The following is a 19,356-nucleotide window of genomic DNA, read 5'->3' on the forward strand; positions in this document are numbered from 1 at the left end:
CGTTCAACACAATTGTGTTGAACGACCAAAAAATCCGTGACCCACACCATTTGACAAAGAGCCGGTTTTCATACCAAAAAAGCCGAATAGCAACTACCGTTACTACTCGACTATGTTATCTTGACATCATGTCTTTAGCTTTTACTTTCGCACAAGAATAACAAAGCATTCTAACTTGAGTGATGATTTAGCCCTTTTCGGTTTATCATCCTTCGTTCAATAAGCTACGATAAATATCTAAATACTGCTGAGTTGGTTGTTGCCAACTAAAATCTTTTTCCATCGCTTGACGAACTAAACCAGCCCAATGATCGGGTCGCTGATAGTAGACGGTTAATGCACGATAAATCGTTGTTAATAAATTCCAACTATTAAAGCCATTAAAGCTAAATCCAGTGCCTTCGCCTGTATATTGATTATACGGCTGGACCGTGTCTTTCAATCCGCCTGTTTCATGAACAATTGGCAAAGTACCATAACGCATCGACATCATTTGTGACAAACCACATGGTTCAAAGGCACTTGGCATTAAGAACATATCACTACCAGCATAAATTAATTGTGCCGTTTTTAAGTCAAATTTGATTAAACTCTTCATTTTATCCGGATATTTTTGTTCGAAATATCTAAACGAATGTTCAAAGCGCTCCTCACCCGTACCTAATAAAACGATTTGTACTTCAGCTTGACTCAGTAATTCCTCTAAACGTTCTTCGATTAATTGGAATCCTTTTTGATCGGTTAATCGTGAAACCATGCCAATAATCGGTACATCGTCGCGTACTGGTAAACCAACAGTTTCTTGTAATGCTTGCTTATTCGCTTTTTTCCCTGATAAGTCATCGACATTAAAGTGATGAGGAATCAATGGGTCTGTTTCAGGATTATTGATATCATAATCAATTCCATTAATGACACCCCGAACTTTCCACTGATTATAAAGCAAGGCGCCTTCTAATTGTTCTCCAAATTCAGGTGTCATGATTTCTTTAGCATAAGTGGGACTTACCGTTGTCACAATATCGGAAAAATTAATCGCTCCTTTCATAAAGTTTACGCGATCTTTCCATTGTAAACCATCGTGAGTATAGGTATTATAACCTGTTCCAAAAATATTCGGTAAAATGCTTGGTTCAAAAATTCCTTGAAAGCGTAAATTATGAATGGTGAAAACTTTACGAATATGACGTAAACGATTTTTCCAATGATAACGGTCCACTAATAAGACCGGGACCATCGCTGTATGCCAATCATTACAATGAACAATATCGGGTATCCAATCGATTACTTCTAACATTTCAATAATCGCAGTTGAAAAGTAGCCAAAACGCTCCCCATCATCCCATTCACCATACAATGAACGGCGATCAAAATAACTTAAATTATCAATAAAATAATAGGTTACGCCTTCTAATTTCAGTGATTTAATCCCACAATAAACATTTTTCTCTCCTAGTTGGAATCTAAAATGACGGATTTCTTCTAATTGATCCTTATATTCTTGTGACATTTGCACATAATTAGGTAATACAACACGAATATCGACACCTTGCTTAGCTAATTCTTTAGGCAAAGCATAGGCAACATCACCTAATCCTCCCGTTTTAAAAAACGGTGCTGCTTCTCCCGAAGCGAATAATACTTTCATTGTCATGAACTACACCTACGCTTCTACTACTGTATTTTTGCCAATCACTTTAATATTATCCGGCGTCCCAATTACTTTAGCACCTGGTTTAATCGAACATGCTTTATCAACAATGGCATATTCCACTTGTGCACCTTCCCCAATCGTTGTTCCTTGGAAAATCACACTTTCTTTCACTACAGCATCTTTATGGACATATACCTTACGATTAATGACTGAACGCGTCACTTCACCATCAATTCTAACCCCTGTACCAATAATCGATTCCGTTACTTTTGAATCATTATCATAGTAGCTTGGTACACCATTTTTAGTCTTGGTTAATATTGGTTGACTTGTATAGAATAATGAATTGAATTTAGAACGGTCTAACATATCCATATTCGCTTGATAGAAACGATCCATCGTTTCGACATTAGCTGAATAACCGGTATATTCGTATACATTGACTGTATAATCCAATAAGTATTTTTCAATTAAACTATCAACTTCTTGATAATTGCCTTCCGCTTCTGCTCGTTGCATAATTTCATTCATTTTATCAACACTTAAAATATACATATTTAAGTTCACATTGACTTTTTCGCCCACACTCGCTTCTTTTAGTGGTACGACGTCTACTAATTGTCCATATTCATCTAATTTAAGATTCATATCAACAGTATAGTCACGAACTTTATCTAAAATAACGGGTTTATAAACCGTTGTAATATCGGCTTCACTGTCAATGTGATGCTTGTAAACCGCTCGAATATCAACATTGGTAATCATTTTTGAACCGGAAACAAATACATATTCTGCATTGGCACGTTTCATAAAGATGCGATGATTATCATAAAAATCATCCCCACCATGCTCGCGTAAATGACGTAATTTCCATGTTTGTTGAGAAAATGTAAAAATTCCACCCGAAATTTGCGAGTCAAAATTCCAAGAGTCACCTGAACGAATATGGTCATATACCGCACGTCCAGACTCTGAAATAAATAAGGCACATGAATCAATTTCTGCATGGGCGATACTTGATAAAGAGAAGTCTACTACTCGGTAACGACCGGCAAATGGTAGCGCCGCAATCGGACGAAGATGGGTTAACGGTTTTAATTGATCTTCATTTTCTGTTAAGTTAACAATCGCACATAATTTATTCTTCACCATCGTTTTTCGGACCTCCTATTACTTCTTCATACCCTACAACAGCAATTTCATCTTTAGTACCTACCACTGAAGCACCATCCGCAATCACCGCATTCTCACCAATAATCGCATATTCAATCGTACAATTTTCACCAATCGTAACACCTGACATAACTAATGAGTCACTTACTTTAGATCCTTTACCAACTTTAACATTTAATGAAAGAATCGAATGTTCGATATCTCCGGCAATATAACAACCGTCAACAACTAATGAGTCACTTAATTTAGCATCTGCTGTAATGAATTGTGGTGGTGTCACAGGATTATTAGTATAGATACGCCAGTCATCTTTTGATAAGTTTAACGGGTGATCTGGAGATAATGTTTCCATATTAGCTTCCCATAAACTTTCAATTGTTCCAACATCTTTCCAATATCCTTCAAATGGATAAGCGAAACAATTTTCCCCATTATCTAAATAAGCTGGAATCACATTTTTACCAAAGTCTTCCATTTCACGGGCTTTTGCTTGGTCTTCCACTAAATATCTTCTTAATGTTTTCCAATTAAAGATGTAAATACCCATCGACGCTAAATTGCTTTTTGGTTCTTTTGGTTTTTCTTCAAATTCAATAATACGGTTCGCATGGTCCGTATTCATAATTCCAAAACGTGAAGCTTCTTTAATAGGGACTGGTATCACACCGACTGTTAAAGTCGCATTATTTGCCTTATGATTTTCTAACATTTCAGAATAATCCATTTTATAAATATGGTCGCCTGAAAGGACTAAAACATACTCTGGATTAATCGAATCAATATAAGAGATATTTTGATAAATCGCATTGGCTGTTCCTTTAAACCATTTTTCACCGTCGGAAGAAGAATAAGGTTGTAAAATAGTCGCACCTGAGTTACGTCCGGTTAAGCCCCAAGCAGCTCCATTACCAATATGCTCATTTAGTTCAAGTGGTTGGTACTGAGTGACAACCCCTACTCTTTTAATGCCAGAATTAATACAGTTACTCATTGCATAATCGATAATCCGATATTTACCGCCAAACGGTACAGCTGGTTTGGCTATATGCTTAGTAAGTACTCCTAAACGAGTTCCTTGGCCCCCAGCCAAGATCATAGCTAACATTTCTTGTTTCATGCAAATCACTGATTACTATGTAAAGGCGCCTTACATATTCTGTAATCTCGCTCCTTCCTTATTTATTCACGCCATAGACTCTTTTCGGTTGTAAATAAATGACTGATAATGGAGGTAAATCTAATTCAATCATGAAAGGTTCACCATTTTGTGGTCCCTCTTTCGTTTTATAAATCGGATGCTCCTCAGTTCTTTGACCGCCATATTTTACCTCATCCGAATCTAATGATACTTGATATTGTCCCTTATAAGGCACCCCAATTGGTGTGTTATGTTGCCATTTATTTTCAAAATTACAAGCAACAATGACAAAATCACGTGGTTGTTTACCTTGTCGGATTAGCGTTAAATAGCCGTCGTCATAAGCGTCCGCTTCTAATACTCTTAATCCAGCTTCTTCATGATCTAATTGATGCATTGCTTTATGCTCAACGACAAAATGATTTAAATCCTTAACAAATTGTTGATACTCACTATTATATTCTCTCGTTAAATCAATCCATTCTAATTCAGAATAATAGCGCCATTCCAGATATTGTCCTAATTCATTCCCCATGAAGTTTAACACTTTCCCAGGTTGAGCTGCCATATAGCCTTGCATTAATCTTAAGGTCGAAAATTGTTCGTAACGAGTACCAGGAATTTTTCCTAGTAATGAATGTTTTCCATGCACGACTTCATCATGTGAATACGGTAAAATATAGCGTTCTTTATATTGATACATAAAGACAAATGTAATTAATTGTAAATTTTTAGGACGTTCATATGGTGGTAATTCGAAGAAACGTAAGGTATCGTTCATCCATCCCATATTCCACTTATAATCAAAGCCTAAACTATCTGGTAAGTCTAATGACCCAGTAATATGTTCACGGTTAGAACTTTCTTCTGCCATCATATAGACGCCTGGGCATTCTTCATGGACTGTTTTATTTAATTTTCTTAAAAACCCAATTCCTTCAATATTCTCATTACCGCCATAAATATTGGGGGTCCAAGGTCCTTGATCAAAATCAAGAAATATCATATTAGAAACAGCATCCACTCTGATACCATCAATATGAAATTCTTTTAGCCAAAACATCACATTCGAGATAAGGAAACTATGAACTTGTGTTTTTCCTAAATCAAAATTTAACGTTCCCCAGCCAACATTTGTTGCACGATTGACATCTTGGTATTCAAACGTTGGAGTCCCATCAAAATAAGCTAAGGCATACGCATTGCGACAAAAATGACCAGGTACCCAGTCTAAAAATACACCAATCCCATTCTCATGGGCTAAATTCACAAAATATTTTAATTCACTAAAACGTCCAATCCGTCCAGCAACACCAAAGTATCCAGTAATTTGATAGCCCCATGAAGCTTCCAGTGGATGATCCATAATCGGCATTAATTCAATATGGGTATAGCCCATCTCTTTGACATATGGAATTAAACTATCCGCTAATTCGTTTAAAGTATAATAGCGACCGTCAGGATGTTGTTTCCAACTCGTTGCATGAACTTCATAAATATTTAACGGTTGTTCAAATTTATTAACACGTTCCCGACGAGACATCCATTGGCCATCAGTCCAATTAAAATCTGGTAAATCTTCAATAATAGTGGCATCTTTCGGTGCAACTTCAAAGCGATAACCAAAAGGATCCATCTTATATTCAATATAGCCATTACCGTGATCAATACCATATTTGTAACATTGCCCTGCAGCAGCATTCACTACGAAAACACTCCAAACACCGCCTTCTAAGCGTTCCATTTGCGTTCGATTCCAATGGTTAAAATCCCCAGTGAGAAAGACATTATACGCATTAGGTGCCCAGACCGAAAATAAATAGCCTGTTTGGTCGTTCACCACTGTTTTTTTACTACCTAAAAATTTATAAGCGTCCCGATGAACGCCGGTATTAAAAAAATAAACATGATCGGTCATGTTATCCATTAATGTAGTGTCGATTTCAATCATCCCCCTTACTATAACTATATTTTCATTATAATATTAATTTATGGCCATGTAAACGAAAGTTACAGTTTTCCTAATGAAAATATAATAATTTACGTGTTTTTTACATAATAGATTCATCAACTTACAAAATTTGATGTTAATTCATTATACCATATTTCTGATAGCGTTTACAATCTATTTCTGGCTTTTTCTTTTTTCCATGGTTTTATCTCGTGCAAGAATAAAAAAATGAATCATTATTTTCAAACTTAAGCTGTTTTAATAATGATTCACTATAATAAATAAGTTTATGAAATTCTTTTGAATGCAAGACACTCCTTTTGAAAATGATTAACTTTTTCAATGAGTGTATGCAGTAATTTGCTTACAGTCTCATGATAACTTTCATTTTGCTGAAAATAAAAAACAATACTTAATGGGGCTATTAAGGAGATATGTTGTTGCTGTTCTAAGAACTGTGGCAGTTGACTAGCAACACTCACATCTTCACATTCAAAGATTAAGCTTTGTTGATCTTTTAACACTATTTGAACTGTTAAATAGGTATTTTCACTAGGTGAAGAATAGACAATTTCCATTTTTTGAGAGATACCGAGTTCAAATGAATCGATTTGATCGTACTTCACAGAAAGGAGTGGCTCTAAATTCTTTTTTTGAAAGAACGAATTCATTTGATACAATTCAAGATTATCTTGTTCAAATGCCAGATAATAAAGTGGTAAGGTCTGGATGGCATTTTTAGGAAATAATCGCCCTTCAATTTCAATAATCGTCGGTATTAGAGGCTAAGCATAAACTTGATAAGTTTAGTTAAGATTACTGTTCCTTAATTAATAGCGCAGTGGTTGAGTGGTCTCAATCTGCGTCTTAAGGAGGTTAAAGATAAATTTGGTAAATTCAATCGAGTTATTGTTATTAAATTAATAGCGCAGCGGTTGAGTGGTCTCAATCTGCGTCTTAAGGACTTGTTTGAGACCAACTCAACTGTGCGGGGAAAGACTTGTTTAAGACCTACTCAACTGTGCGGGGATAGCCCTACGAAGCGAAAATCATTCAATTTTCTACTTCTGGCCAACTCCCTCCTTTAACATTTTTAAATCCATATTTATCACCTCATGTTTGCTAAAAAATAATATCGCCGTTAAAAGTTATCTCTCGCCTTTCTTAATTCGATAAAACTTTTAAGATTAGGCGCCATCATCATTAAATTGATGTCTCGCTCTAAACCAATGGTAGAGGGTAAGGTCTTAAGGTTATCTGCCCGCAATTGCTCAACCAATTGTAAAGCCGATTGTAACACTAGATTATCGGGTTCCATGCTATTAGCAAATTTTAAATTAGTCAAGGTATATTCATGACCAGCATAGACTTTGACTTCATCAGCTAATGATTCAAAATATTTTAGCGCATCATATTGCGCATGATAATCTTGAGTGAAGACTCGTCCACAACCTGCCGAAAATAAAGCATCTCCACAAAACAGGTGTTGATTATCCATTAAAAAGCTAATATGTTCTGCCGTGTGACCAGCCGTTTTTTTAACTTTAAATTGATGTTGATTGATTTCAAACTGCTGACCATCTGATACTATATAAGTCGTTCCTTCTACTTCAACTGGCCCATAGACAGGTGCGTCAGGATAGTTTGATAACAACTCTTTCACCCCACCTGTATGATCGTCATGGTGATGGGTAATGAGTACCGCAGTTAAAGGTAATTGATGCTCTGTTAAAAAATCAAGCACTGGTTGAGCCTCTCCAGGATCAACGACAATCGCCCCATTAGCTTCTTTGATAACCCATATATAGTTATCCGTCAATGCATTAATCGCTATTATTTCCATTATAAAACCTCCTCAAATTTACTATTTGGTCGATGCTTTAAATATTGAATACCATTATAAAAGGTATAGCCTGTTATGATAAAAGCTAGCGCATCTGCAAATGGCGCAGCATAGACAATCCCTTCTAAGCCCCATAATCGAGAAAAGATGATAATGGCAGGAATTAAGAAAATCAATTGTCGAGTCAGTGTTAAAAACATCGCTTTTTTTGAACTACCAATCGCTTGGAAGAAATTGGCTCCCAATATTTGAAAACCAACTACCGGCAAACATAATAACCACGCGTGTAATGCTGGTTTAGTAAAGGCCATTAATTCAGGACTCTTATTAAACAAACCAATAATAAGCTCTGGGAATAAGCGAGTCAGAATCCATCCGCCTGTCGTAATCACTGTCGCTGCCATCATTGCTAATTTTTCAGCAGTAATGATACGCGAGTATTGTTTGGCACCGAAGTTAAAACTAACAATCGGTTGAACCCCTTGATTAATCCCAATCACCGGCATCACCAAGAAAGTGGTAATACTATTAACGACACCCATTCCAGATACAGCAATATCCCCGCCATATGTCAGTAAGGCTTTATTAAGCATTAAGTTAAGAATCGAATTACCAATATTAGTTAAAAAGTTTGGTAGTCCTAATGCCATAATATTCCAAACATCATGCCACTTCCACTTCAATTCGCTTAAACGAATATGATGCGTATTTTTAGGGTTCATAAAATAAAATAAAGTCCAACTCATTGAAATAAATTGAGAAATAATCGTTGCCGATGCAGCGCCGGCCATGCCCATCTTCAATCCAAAAATAAAAATAGGATCTAAGAGAATATTAGTTCCGGCTCCGAAGAACATCGTCATCATTGCTAATTTAGGCTGTCCATCCGCACGTAAAAAATTATTCATACCTAATCCTAAAATTTGAAAAATAGACCCAAAATAAATAACGCGCATATAAGCTGCCGAATAAGGTAAAATGGTCTCGCTAGCACCAAATAATACTAATAATGGCTCTAAAAACATCGTACCAACCAGCATAAATAACGCACCCGAAGCGATTAACAAGACAAAAGCGGTATTTAACGCCTGTGTTGCCCCTTCTTCATTTCGTTCACCTAATCGAATAGAAAATAAAGTAGCGCCACCAACCCCAAAAAGTAAGCCGATTGATAATTGTAAGATCATAATAGGAAATCCAATCGTAATCCCTGCTAACCCATTAGCTCCTAATTCAGGGGCATTACCAATAAAAATTCGGTCGATAATATTATATAAAGCATTCACAACCATCCCGATGATCGCTGGAATTGAAAATTCTACCAACAATTGTCCAATCGGTGCTGTTCCTAAACGTCTATTTCTTTCTTGCATTCACTTCACTCCATCTATTCACTTTATTATTGTTGATTATCTTATTATTTCTTTACTAAATCAACATAGCTTCTCATAAAAAAATACCAATGATACCGATAATTTTTTGTCTCATTATTGAAAAGCACATTTGCCTAGTCATTACTTCTTTTGGCAAGACGAATATCACTGACTCCATTTGCAAATATAGTAACAAATTATCTTAAAATTAAGCTTACTGATTTAGTTTTAAGAATCCGCCGTTATGTTTGGGTACTGTCAAATGAACAGTCCCATATTAAAAATGCACCTTATCAATCACTGTCCCTTTTTATCAAACGATTAACCTGATTTTTAAGTGACGCCATCATAGGGCTTTATTAAAAATTAGTCTTCCATTTTGCTTTAATATTAAAGGTAGCTAACACTTTGTTTTTGAGAAAGATATCATTTTTGGCATAGATGTCTCCTACCCTCCTTCAATTATAAACGATTATTAATAGCCTAACCTTTTATTATGAAAGCTGCTTTTATATAACTGGCTAATATAATCAAATCCTAATCATATTATGCCATATCTTGATGAATATTACTTAAATAATGATTGATAATGTCAATAAAGTAGCCTGCAAATGTCCAAATAGTTATAAATGATCAATATTGTGCTTCTTTTTGACCATTTAACATCCAGAAGCAACATTCGAATCCTCCTTTTTGAGAATCTTTTGCTAAAATTGAACTACCAAATTAACATTAAAATAAAAATCATTCCACACCTAACTGATAAAACACAAAAAAATAGGTAGAAGCAAAAAATTAACGTTTTACTTCCTAACCTATCCTACAATCAAAAAAAATACTTATTTTTCTTAAATATTGAGTACTATCTTGAATCGCTTCTGGCAGTTTAAATGATACTATTGAATGAAGGCTTCTATTTCATCAATTTGCAGTGATAATGATTCTAAGCCACCGCCTGCTAAATACCATAAATCACTGGTTAAAGCATTAATCGCCTCATGTTGACTGGCTGTGGTTTGCGCTATTAATTCATTCGTAAGAAAGTCATTATTCTTGGTTTTATCACCACCAATAGCCGCCGTACGATCTAAGTAAAAAATACGTTCCGGATTTAAGCTTAAAATACCTTCATAGCTCATCTCTTGACCATGAGTCGCATCTTCAATACTATAATCTACAGCTTTAAAACCTAATACTTGGTGAATTAAAGCAAAGCGAGAATTCGCTGAAAAAGCAGAAAGATTACCTTCATTTAACATCAGTACTAAAGTTGTTTGATTTTGATTGGCAACCATCTGCTTAACTTGTGCAACTTTTTCTTCAAGACTAGAAATAATCGCTTCGGCTTTCTCTGTTTGATTAAAAATGGCTGCTATATTTAAGTTTGTTGATTTAAATGATTCCCAAAATCGAGTATTATCTATATGACTGACAAATACCGGAGCAATTTGACTTAGTTCTTTGGCTAATGCTTCTGTTCGACCCGTTGCAATAATTAAATCCGGTGCTAATTCCGCAATCGTTTCTAAATTTGGCTCTTTTAAAGAACCAATATCAGTAATCTTTTCTGATAATGTTCCTAAATAGGATGGAACATTCTTTTTAGGTGCACCCACGACTAATTCCTCTAAACCTAAAGCTTTCAAAGTATCGTATTCTGAATAGCCTAACACGACTACCCGTTCAGGTGTCTGATCAAAGACCAATTCTGTTCCTAAACTATCGGTAACCTTCACTTCTGCTGCTTGAATCTTTACCATACCTGCTAATAAACTTACAAAAGCTAATAATAATACAACTAGTTTTTTCATCATATTCCCCTTTTTCTTTATTGTTCTGAATCATCATAAAAATTAATAATGGGATACGGATAGTGTTCAATCCGTTCAACTTTTATGCCATATAATGGTTCTAATATCGTTGGGGTCATGATGTCATTGACACAACCTTGGGCATAGATTTTGCCCTCTTTCATCGCAATGACATAGTCAGCAAATTGAGCAGCGATGTTTATATCATGCACAATCATCACAATCCGTTTTTGATATTGTACGACTAATTTTTTTAATAAACTCATCAGGCTAATGGTTTGACTAATATCTAAATTATTTAATGGCTCATCCAGTAATACAAATTCCGTATCTTGTGCCATAATCATTGCTAATAATACCCGTTGCCGTTGACCGCCTGATAATTCATCAATGTAGCGATCAGACATTTCGGTAAGATTTAAATAAGCTAAACATTCACTAACTTTTGTCCGATCTTCAGCTGTCAGTTTACCTTTGCTGTAAGGATAACGTCCAAATTCAACAAATTCTCGTACTGTCAATTTAACGTCAAAATGCGATTGCTGCTTTAAGATGGACACTCTTTTAGCAAAGGAATCTCGTGACCATTCACTTAACCCTTTTTGATCTAAGGTGATGGTTCCTGCATCCGCTTGCTCCAAACGACTCATAATATTCAGTAAGGTTGACTTACCTGCGCCGTTGGGCCCAATAATGGCAGACAATTTTCCCTTAGGGATTTCTAAGACGACATCATCTAAAACCACTTGTTTTTTGGCGCCATGAAGATAGCCTTTCGTAATATTCGTGATAATCATTTAAAAACCCTCTCTTTCTTAAATAATAATAGGAAAAACATCAAACCACCGATACCTTCAATCATAATATTTAAATTAAATTGTAAATTTAACACACGTTCAATTAATAACTGTCCGCCTAATACCATCATCAATCCGAACAAAATTCCAATAATTAATCGATCTAAATGATGGTGTTTAGGCGTTAAATAATAGGTAATATTGGCTACCATGAAGCCTAAAAATGTCAGGGGTCCCACAAAGGCCGTAGCGGTTCCTAACATCAACACAATGAATAACAAAAGGCGCTTCGTTTCTTTTTGAATGTCCACGCCCAATGTTAACGCAGTAGTTTTTCCTAAATGATAGACATCCAATAAATAACGTTTATAAAAAAAGTATCCATTAGACAGTATCGCAATCATCAAAGCAATCCCCAACAATTCTTTCGAAACAGATTGAAAAGAAGCAAACAAACGGCTTTGTAAAGCTAAATATTCATTAGGATCCATCAATACTTGAAAAAAAGTACTCAAATTTCGTAAAACGGTACCAAAAATCATGCCAATCATTAACCAAATCGATTCATTAAGCGTTGACAGCCAATTAATTTTGGCTAGATATAATGATAAATAAAAGATACTGAGCATTAGCCCTAATTGAATTAAAAATAAGATAATCGAATGATCCATCAACTGCCTTAAATAATGATGTCCCATAAAATAGATAAAGGATTGGATTAAAACATAGACAGCATCCATACCAATGATACTTGGCGATAAATAACGACTATTAACAATGGTTTGAAAGACAATGGTTGGTGGCACAATCAACAAGATAACGATTAAAAGGCTTAGTAACTTGGTTAATCTTGCTTTTTGAACATAAGCGGTTAATTGAAAGAAATCCAAACCAATATAAAGCATGGCTAATCCTAATACTAAAACTAATAAAGTCAATACGCGCTTTTTCATGATTGCCACTCCCTTCTTTTTAAAACAATCCATAAGAAGAGACAACCACCCAATACCGAAATAATAACCGAAACTGGAATTTCGTACGGACGAATCAATGACCGAGCCATTAAATCACAAACAAGAACAAACAAACTGCCGCTGACCATTACCATTGGCACTGATTTTTGTAAATTATCCGAATAAAATAGTCGCACTAAATTAGGAATGATGACCCCAATAAAGGGTAAGCTCCCAACAGTCATGACATTAACTGCAGATATTAAAGCGACAATCGCAATCACTAAATAACGCATCGCATCATAATGAATGCCGACGTTTTGTGAAGCGGAACGTCCTAATTGCATGATCGTTAAAGGGCGAACTATCAATGGTAAGGTCATCAGGACGATCAATGTTAACCACAACCATTCATAGCTTCCTTTTTGAATTAAAGCAAAATTCCCTTGTTGCCATGAACTGATACTTTGCACTAGATCAAAATGATAAGCAATTGCGGATGCAAATGAACTAATTAATTGACCAAAAATCATCCCAAATAAAGGAATGGTCCAAGCTTCTTTCACTTTAATTCTAGTAATCAGCATAAAAAAGAATACAGTGAATATTATCGCACTTGTAAATGAAGCTAACATTTTGCTACCAATTGTTACCTCTGGCGATAACCACAAACTCAATAACAAGCCTAATTTAGCCGCTTCAACCGTTCCCACGGTAGAAGGCGCTGCAAACCGATTTTGAGAAATGACTTGCATTAATAAACCGGCTAAACTCATACTACTCCCCGCTAAAATAATGCTAACGGTTCGTGGTACCCGTGCTTGCCAAAAAATTAAATGCGAGCGTTCATCCCATTGTAATAGACTTTCAAATCTTAAATTTTCAGGTCCCATCAATAAAGACGCCACCACGAGTCCCAAAAACAAACTATATAGAATTGACTTTTTCATGCTGACCTCCCCATCAGTTTTTACTCCATAACTATAACACATTATTTCACAAGTTTGTGCGTTTTAACTAAATAAGAATAATTCCAAAATAGCATAAAATAATTTTATATTTTGCTATAATAACCAATGTAACGCTTTAATATCTAGGTTTCATGCCATTTAACACTTAATTAAACTTTGTGAAAAGATCATTATATTAAGGCATAAAAAATAGTATGTCGTACTCATAAAAATACAACATACTATAAAAATTATTGATACAGTTTAACAAACGGTTTTAGGAGTGAACCAGAAGTTGAAAACTAAATTATTTTCGCTTCGTTTGTTCTTCTCCATAAAAGTTGGGAGGGGGGTCTCAAACAAGTCTTCAAGATTCGGTTGAGGCCACTCAACCACTGCGCTTATAATTAGCGCGCAATAACTTGACTGATTTTTTCAAAGTTATTCTCAGCTACCTAGAGACACGGTTTGAGGCCACTCCACCCTGTACTTTTGATTATCGATTATCAACTTGATTGCAGGATGCCCAGCCTATAATTGGCGAAGATGCGCGATTCTTTCTTGGACTGCTGCTAATTGTTGTTCATAATCAACTTGTTTTGCACGCTCAGCTTCCACTACTGCTGCTGGGGCTTTGGCTACGAAGCCTTGATTACTTAATTTTTTAACAACGCGATCCACTTCTTTTTCAAGTTTCACTACTTCTTGTTCTAAACGTTTGATTTCATCTTCGATTTTAATTAAGCCTGCTAGCGGCATTAAAATTTGCGCAAATGGTAATGTTTGAGACACTACTTCTTCTGGTGCGTTCGGAGCTAAGGCAATTTCTAAAGCTTCAGGATTACAGAAGCGTTCAATATAAGCTTTATTGGCTGTTAATAAATCCATTGTCGCTTCATCATTCGCTTTGATGAATAGGTCCACTTTCTTAGATAATGGCGTATTCATTTCATTGCGAATCATGCGCACTGCGCGGATAATCTCCATAACTTGTTCCATTGCTTTTTCTGATTCAGCATCACGATAGTTTTCATCTACTACTGGATACTTAGCCACCACAATTGATTGACCGGCTGGCGCGATTTGTTGCCAAATTTCTTCTGTAACGAATGGCATAATTGGGTGAGATAATTTTAAGATATTATCTAAAACATGAACTAAAATCGATTTGGTAGTGGTATTATCACGCGAATCATCTTGTAACTGTTCTTTCGTCATTTCAATATACCAGTCACAAAAATCATCCCAAATAAAATGATATAGCACTCGACCTGCTTCTCCAAATTCAAATTTATCGAATAAACGCGTCACATCTTCAATCACATTTTGTAAACGCGCCATAATCCAACGGTCTGCTAAGGTTAAATCTTCACCAATCTTAATATCTTCAATGGTCATCTCACCAACATTCATCAAGGCAAAACGACTCGCATTCCAAATCTTATTAATAAAGTTCCAAGCGGCTGATAATTTTTCTTCACTATAACGAACATCTTGTCCCGGAGCCGAACCATTGGCTAAGAACCAACGTAAAGCATCGACCCCAAATTCATCAATGACGTCCATTGGATCAATCCCATTACCAAGTGATTTAGACATTTTACGTCCTTCGCTATCACGAATCAAACCGTGTAATAAGACATTATTAAATGGTCTGCGACCAGTAAACTCTAATGATTGGAAAATCATCCGACTCACCCAGAAGAAGATAATGTCATATCCGGTTACCAATGTGTTAGTTGGGAAGTAACGGTCAAAATCAGCTGATTCTTCTGGCCACCCCATGGTAGAAAATGGCCATAAAGCACTTGAGAACCAAGTATCTAAGACGTCTTTATCACGTTCCCAATTCTCTTCATCTTCAGGGGCAACCTCTCCTACATAGACTTCGCCGGTTTCTTTATGATACCAAGCAGGAATTTGATGTCCCCACCATAATTGACGTGAGATAACCCAGTCGTGAACATTTTCCATCCAAGTTAAGAATGTTTGATTAAAGCGTGGTGGGAAGAATGATACTGCATCATCTTCAGACTGATTTTGAATGGTTCTTTCAGCTAATGGCTTCATTTTAACAAACCATTGCGTCGATAATATTGGTTCCACAACCGCTCCACTACGTTCAGAATGTCCGACACTATGTGGATGGTTTACAATTTTAACCATTAACCCTAATTCTTCAAGGTCTTTAACGATTTGTTTACGTGCTTCAAAACGATCTAATCCAGCATATTGACCCGCTTTTTCATTCATCGAACCATCTAAATTCATGACGTTTAAACGTTGCAAGTTATGACGATTTCCTAATTCAAAGTCATTTGGATCATGAGCGGGTGTTACTTTCATGGCTCCCGTTCCAAATTCTACATCGACATAATCATCGGCGATAATTGGAATTTCACGATTCATTAATGGTAACATCACGGTCTTACCTGTTAAATGTTGATAACGCTCATCTTCAGGATGAACAACCACTGCCGTATCACCGAGCATGGTTTCTGGACGTGTTGTCGCAATTTCTAATACTTCATCACTACCCACAACCGGATAATTAATATGATAAAATGCTCCTTCAATGTCTTTATGAATGACTTCAATATCTGACAAAGCAGTCATCGCTTTCGGGTCCCAGTTAATAATATACTCACCACGATAAATTAAGCCTTTTTTGTATAACTCAACAAAGACACGATTGACAGCTTTATTAAGCCCTTCATCTAAAGTAAAACGTTCTCGAGAATAATCAACAGAAACACCCATTTTACCCCATTGTTGACGGATGGTTTGAGCATATTCTTCTTTCCAGTCCCATACTTGTTGGATGAACTTTTCACGACCTAAATCATGACGACTAATCCCCTCTTTAGCTAATTTTTCTTCCACTTTAGCTTGAGTCGCAATACCAGCATGGTCCATACCTGGTAACCATAAAGTATCATAGCCTTGCATTCTTTTTTGTCGGATAATCATATCTTGTAACGTGACATCCCAAGCATGACCTAAGTGTAACTTACCAGTGACATTTGGCGGTGGGATGACAATTGAATAAGGTTCCGCATTCGGGTCTTCAGAAGGTTTAAAGACACCTGATTCAACCCATTGTTGATATTTTCCCGCTTCTACCGCTTGCGGATTATATTTGGTTGACATTTCTTTTTTCATAAGAAACTTCCTTTCTTTCATTCATTGCGATTTACTGATTAAGTTGGTTGCTAATTATTTAAAAATAAAAAAGCGCCCCTTGTTGAACAAAGGACGTTTAAATAACGTGGTACCACCTAATTTTAGACACAAATCCGAGTATCTCTCCATGTTGTTAACACAGTATCTTCTGCGTAAAGTACTACTATTAGTTCACACTTTAAAGCTCCAAGCTACCTTCATCAACTATGAAAACTTTCACCGACTGTTTTCTCTCTGAAAAAGCGTTGACTACTCTTCTCTTCATCGCATTCATATTATGTTTTACATTCTAACAAAATAACCGGATAGTTTCAAGCACTAATCAAGCTTGCTACCACTTCATTCATCAAGTATTAGCGATTATTCTTGCTTAATGCCATCATGATATCAAAAGTTCGTCCATCAATAAATGAATCAATAATTAGTAGCGAATAGTTTTTACCAAGTTGAAATATATCTTAGAACCTTATGTTATATTTTTTAAAATAATATTTGAGGTTAATTGGCATCGCGTTAGGACAGCGAATAAACCACACAAGCACAGCGCTATCAAATAAACAAACTATAAAACTTGACTGAATGGATTAAGTTTATGATAGTCGCCTTTAAAAGATGTTCGATCCATCTCAACCACAGGACTAACAAAAAATAGATGGAACCAAAAATAAATTTTTTCGTTTTTACCTAGTTTCAGGACTTTTATTTTAGATTAATTTTGGTACAATGGTTAAATGAGTTATAGCGAGAGGAATGATAATATGAAAATTGGATTTGATAGTGAAAAGTATCTTGATGAACAAAGTCGATACATTATGGAACGTGTTAATCATTATGATAAATTATACCTCGAGTTTGGTGGAAAATTAATCGGGGATTATCATGCATCTAGAGTTTTACCTGGTTTCGATCCAGACGGTAAAATTAAGCTATTATACCGTTTACGTGAACAAGCTGAAATTATCATTTGTATTTATGCCGGAGACATTGAAAGTAACAAAGTTCGTGGCGATTATGGCATTACCTATGACCAAGATTTATTAAAATTAATTGATGATTTACGTCATTGGGATTTAAGTGTTAACAGTGTTGTCATTACTCGCTTTACTGGCCAATCACCTGCACAACAATTAAAAACTAAGTTAGAACGTCGCGGTATTAAAGTATACACACATGGGCATACTCAAGGTTATCCGATGGACATTGATACTATTGTTTCAGAAGAAGGCTATGGTCAAAATGAATATATCAAAACCACTAAACCTTTAGTAGTTGTAACTGCACCAGGAGCAAATAGTGGTAAATTAGCTACTTGCTTAAATCAACTTTATCATGAAGTGCAACATGGTCATTCAGCTGGCTATGCCAAGTTCGAAACTTTCCCTGTGTGGAACTTACCTCTCGACCATCCAGTAAATATCGCTTATGAAGCCGCTACGGTTGACTTAGAAGATGTCAATATGATTGACACCTTCCATTTACAGCATTATGGCGAAACAACGGTCAATTACAACCGTGATATTGAGGCTTTCCCATTGTTAAGAAGAATTTTAACGCGTATTAATGGCGGTGCCGAAATTGAATATCACTCCCCTACGGACATGGGCGTCAACCGAGTAGGGTTCGCGATTACTGACCAAAAAGTCGTGGAAGATGCCGCTAAACAAGAAATTATTCGACGCTATTTTGAATCTCAAACCGCTTATAAAAAAGGGACTGCTACCCTCGCAACTGCTCAAAGAAGTAAATTAATTATGGACGAAATGGCATTGACAACTGATGATCGTCCAGTCGTTGCGGCCTCACTGCAAAAAGCGGAAAAAGAAGGAGTTCCAGTTGTAGCCATTGAATTACCAAATCAGACCATTATAACCGGTAAAAGCAGTGAAATGATGACGGCTTCGGCTGCGTGTGTCCTCAATGCGATTAAAGCTTTAGCCAATATCAGTGATGATTTACATTTATTAACACCAATGATTTTAAAAGCGATTGACGATTTAAATAGTACATATTTAAAACGTCGTAATCATGTTTTAAATACCCATGAAATTCTAATTGCATTAAGTATTTCAGCCGTTACCAACCCCACTGCTGACTTGGCTTTAAAACAACTCGATCAATTAAAAACATTACAAGCTCATAGTACGGTCATTCCAGCAAAATCTGATGAAGAATCTTATCGTAACTTAGGAATCATGATGACCAGTGAATCTGAATTTGCTAGCGATTATTTATTCTACGAAGGATAATCACCTGATTGGTCTAGCATCAATATCTTACTCAAGTTAGTTACCCTATTTTTCTAGCCTAAACTAAAGTACTTAGAATAATCACCTAGTTCCATCACAAAATTTCGTACTTTGACGTGAATTCGAACAAGGTTCTGTCTCAATCAACATACCATATAATGTAAGCGTCCTATATCAGAGTATCTTGATACATAAAAAATCCACTTCCAAATTTTTTAATCAAAATGGAAGTGGATTTACTTTTTATTGGATACTTAACTGGCAATGACGTTGGACTAATTCAC

Annotated in this window: 13 protein-coding genes and 1 other annotated feature; of the genes, 1 reads left to right on the forward strand and 12 read right to left on the reverse strand. The window is 35.9% G+C overall.

The features are described from left to right. Positions 1-205: 205 nt before the first annotated feature. From glgA to HMPREF2811_RS00155, 12 genes are all read right to left on the reverse strand, one after another. Complete coding sequence (gene glgA, locus HMPREF2811_RS00100) at positions 206-1,648, reverse strand: glycogen synthase GlgA (RefSeq protein ID WP_071407588.1); 1,443 nt, start codon at positions 1,646-1,648, stop codon at positions 206-208. Positions 1,649-1,663: 15 nt separating this feature from the next. Then, positions 1,664-2,806, reverse strand: a complete 1,143-nt coding sequence (gene glgD, locus HMPREF2811_RS00105) for a glucose-1-phosphate adenylyltransferase subunit GlgD (protein WP_071407577.1) — start codon at positions 2,804-2,806, stop codon at positions 1,664-1,666. Further along, positions 2,793-3,944: a glucose-1-phosphate adenylyltransferase gene (locus tag HMPREF2811_RS00110; protein ID WP_071407578.1), complete on the reverse strand. Its 1,152-nt coding sequence runs from the start codon at positions 3,942-3,944 to the stop codon at positions 2,793-2,795. Before HMPREF2811_RS00110 ends, glgD begins: the two co-directional genes overlap by 14 nt. A gap of 58 nt (positions 3,945-4,002) precedes the next feature. Beyond that, entirely contained in the window at positions 4,003-5,916 is a 1,914-nt protein-coding gene (glgB, locus tag HMPREF2811_RS00115) for a 1,4-alpha-glucan branching protein GlgB (protein WP_246829774.1), read from the reverse strand. 287 nt (positions 5,917-6,203) lie between these two features. Next, entirely contained in the window at positions 6,204-6,542 is a 339-nt protein-coding gene (locus HMPREF2811_RS00120) for a hypothetical protein (RefSeq protein ID WP_071407579.1), read from the reverse strand. Positions 6,543-7,057: 515 nt separating this feature from the next. Next, positions 7,058-7,759, reverse strand: coding sequence for a hydroxyacylglutathione hydrolase (gloB, locus tag HMPREF2811_RS00125; protein ID WP_071407580.1), 702 nt, complete (start codon positions 7,757-7,759; stop codon positions 7,058-7,060). Beyond that, entirely contained in the window at positions 7,759-9,132 is a 1,374-nt protein-coding gene (locus HMPREF2811_RS00130; protein WP_071407581.1) for an MATE family efflux transporter, read from the reverse strand. Before HMPREF2811_RS00130 ends, gloB begins: the two co-directional genes overlap by 1 nt. Positions 9,133-10,028: 896 nt before the next feature. After that, complete coding sequence (locus HMPREF2811_RS00135) at positions 10,029-10,943, reverse strand: siderophore ABC transporter substrate-binding protein (RefSeq protein ID WP_168164916.1); 915 nt, start codon at positions 10,941-10,943, stop codon at positions 10,029-10,031. Positions 10,944-10,960: 17 nt separating this feature from the next. After that, positions 10,961-11,740, reverse strand: coding sequence for an iron ABC transporter ATP-binding protein (locus HMPREF2811_RS00140; RefSeq protein ID WP_071407583.1), 780 nt, complete (start codon positions 11,738-11,740; stop codon positions 10,961-10,963). After that, positions 11,737-12,693 carry an iron chelate uptake ABC transporter family permease subunit gene (locus tag HMPREF2811_RS00145; protein ID WP_071407584.1) on the reverse strand — a complete coding sequence of 319 codons (957 nt, stop codon included), beginning with the start codon at positions 12,691-12,693 and terminating at the stop codon, positions 11,737-11,739. The genes HMPREF2811_RS00140 and HMPREF2811_RS00145 overlap by 4 nt, the downstream gene beginning before the upstream one ends. Further along, positions 12,690-13,643 (reverse strand): iron chelate uptake ABC transporter family permease subunit, encoded by a 954-nt coding sequence (locus HMPREF2811_RS00150; protein WP_071407585.1) that lies wholly within the window; start codon positions 13,641-13,643, stop codon positions 12,690-12,692. The genes HMPREF2811_RS00145 and HMPREF2811_RS00150 overlap by 4 nt, the downstream gene beginning before the upstream one ends. 531 nt (positions 13,644-14,174) lie before the next feature. Then, the gene (locus HMPREF2811_RS00155) at positions 14,175-16,805 is read right to left on the reverse strand and encodes a valine--tRNA ligase (protein ID WP_071407586.1); all 2,631 of its coding nucleotides are present in this window, start codon (positions 16,803-16,805) and stop codon (positions 14,175-14,177) included. 86 nt (positions 16,806-16,891) lie between these two features. Continuing rightward, positions 16,892-17,100, reverse strand: a binding site (T-box leader). Positions 17,101-17,584: 484 nt separating this feature from the next. On the opposite strand from HMPREF2811_RS00155, the gene HMPREF2811_RS00160 reads away from it, so the two are divergent. Beyond that, positions 17,585-19,072: a DUF1846 domain-containing protein gene (locus tag HMPREF2811_RS00160; protein ID WP_071407587.1), complete on the forward strand. Its 1,488-nt coding sequence runs from the start codon at positions 17,585-17,587 to the stop codon at positions 19,070-19,072. The last annotated feature ends 284 nt before the right edge of the window (positions 19,073-19,356 follow it).

Origin of the sequence: Globicatella sp. HMSC072A10, assembly GCF_001811625.1 — a bacterium.
In the GTDB taxonomy this organism is placed as follows: Bacteria; Bacillota; Bacilli; order Lactobacillales; family Aerococcaceae; genus Globicatella; species Globicatella sanguinis.

Excerpts from the sequence above, each read along its gene's own strand:
- HMPREF2811_RS00140 (WP_071407583.1), bottom strand. The coding sequence starts at position 11,740 with ATGATTATCACGAATATTACGAAAGGCTATCTTCATGGCGCCAAAAAA.
- glgA (WP_071407588.1), bottom strand. The coding sequence starts at position 1,648 with ATGAAAGTATTATTCGCTTCGGGAGAAGCAGCACCGTTTTTTAAAACG.
- HMPREF2811_RS00145 (WP_071407584.1), bottom strand. The coding sequence starts at position 12,693 with ATGAAAAAGCGCGTATTGACTTTATTAGTTTTAGTATTAGGATTAGCC.
- HMPREF2811_RS00110 (WP_071407578.1), bottom strand. The coding sequence starts at position 3,944 with ATGAAACAAGAAATGTTAGCTATGATCTTGGCTGGGGGCCAAGGAACT.
- gloB (WP_071407580.1), bottom strand. The coding sequence starts at position 7,759 with ATGGAAATAATAGCGATTAATGCATTGACGGATAACTATATATGGGTT.
- HMPREF2811_RS00155 (WP_071407586.1), bottom strand. The coding sequence starts at position 16,805 with ATGAAAAAAGAAATGTCAACCAAATATAATCCGCAAGCGGTAGAAGCG.
- HMPREF2811_RS00135 (WP_168164916.1), bottom strand. The coding sequence starts at position 10,943 with ATGAAAAAACTAGTTGTATTATTATTAGCTTTTGTAAGTTTATTAGCA.
- HMPREF2811_RS00160 (WP_071407587.1), top strand. The coding sequence starts at position 17,585 with ATGAAAATTGGATTTGATAGTGAAAAGTATCTTGATGAACAAAGTCGA.
- HMPREF2811_RS00130 (WP_071407581.1), bottom strand. The coding sequence starts at position 9,132 with ATGCAAGAAAGAAATAGACGTTTAGGAACAGCACCGATTGGACAATTG.
- glgB (WP_246829774.1), bottom strand. The coding sequence starts at position 5,916 with ATGATTGAAATCGACACTACATTAATGGATAACATGACCGATCATGTT.
- glgD (WP_071407577.1), bottom strand. The coding sequence starts at position 2,806 with ATGGTGAAGAATAAATTATGTGCGATTGTTAACTTAACAGAAAATGAA.
- HMPREF2811_RS00150 (WP_071407585.1), bottom strand. The coding sequence starts at position 13,643 with ATGAAAAAGTCAATTCTATATAGTTTGTTTTTGGGACTCGTGGTGGCG.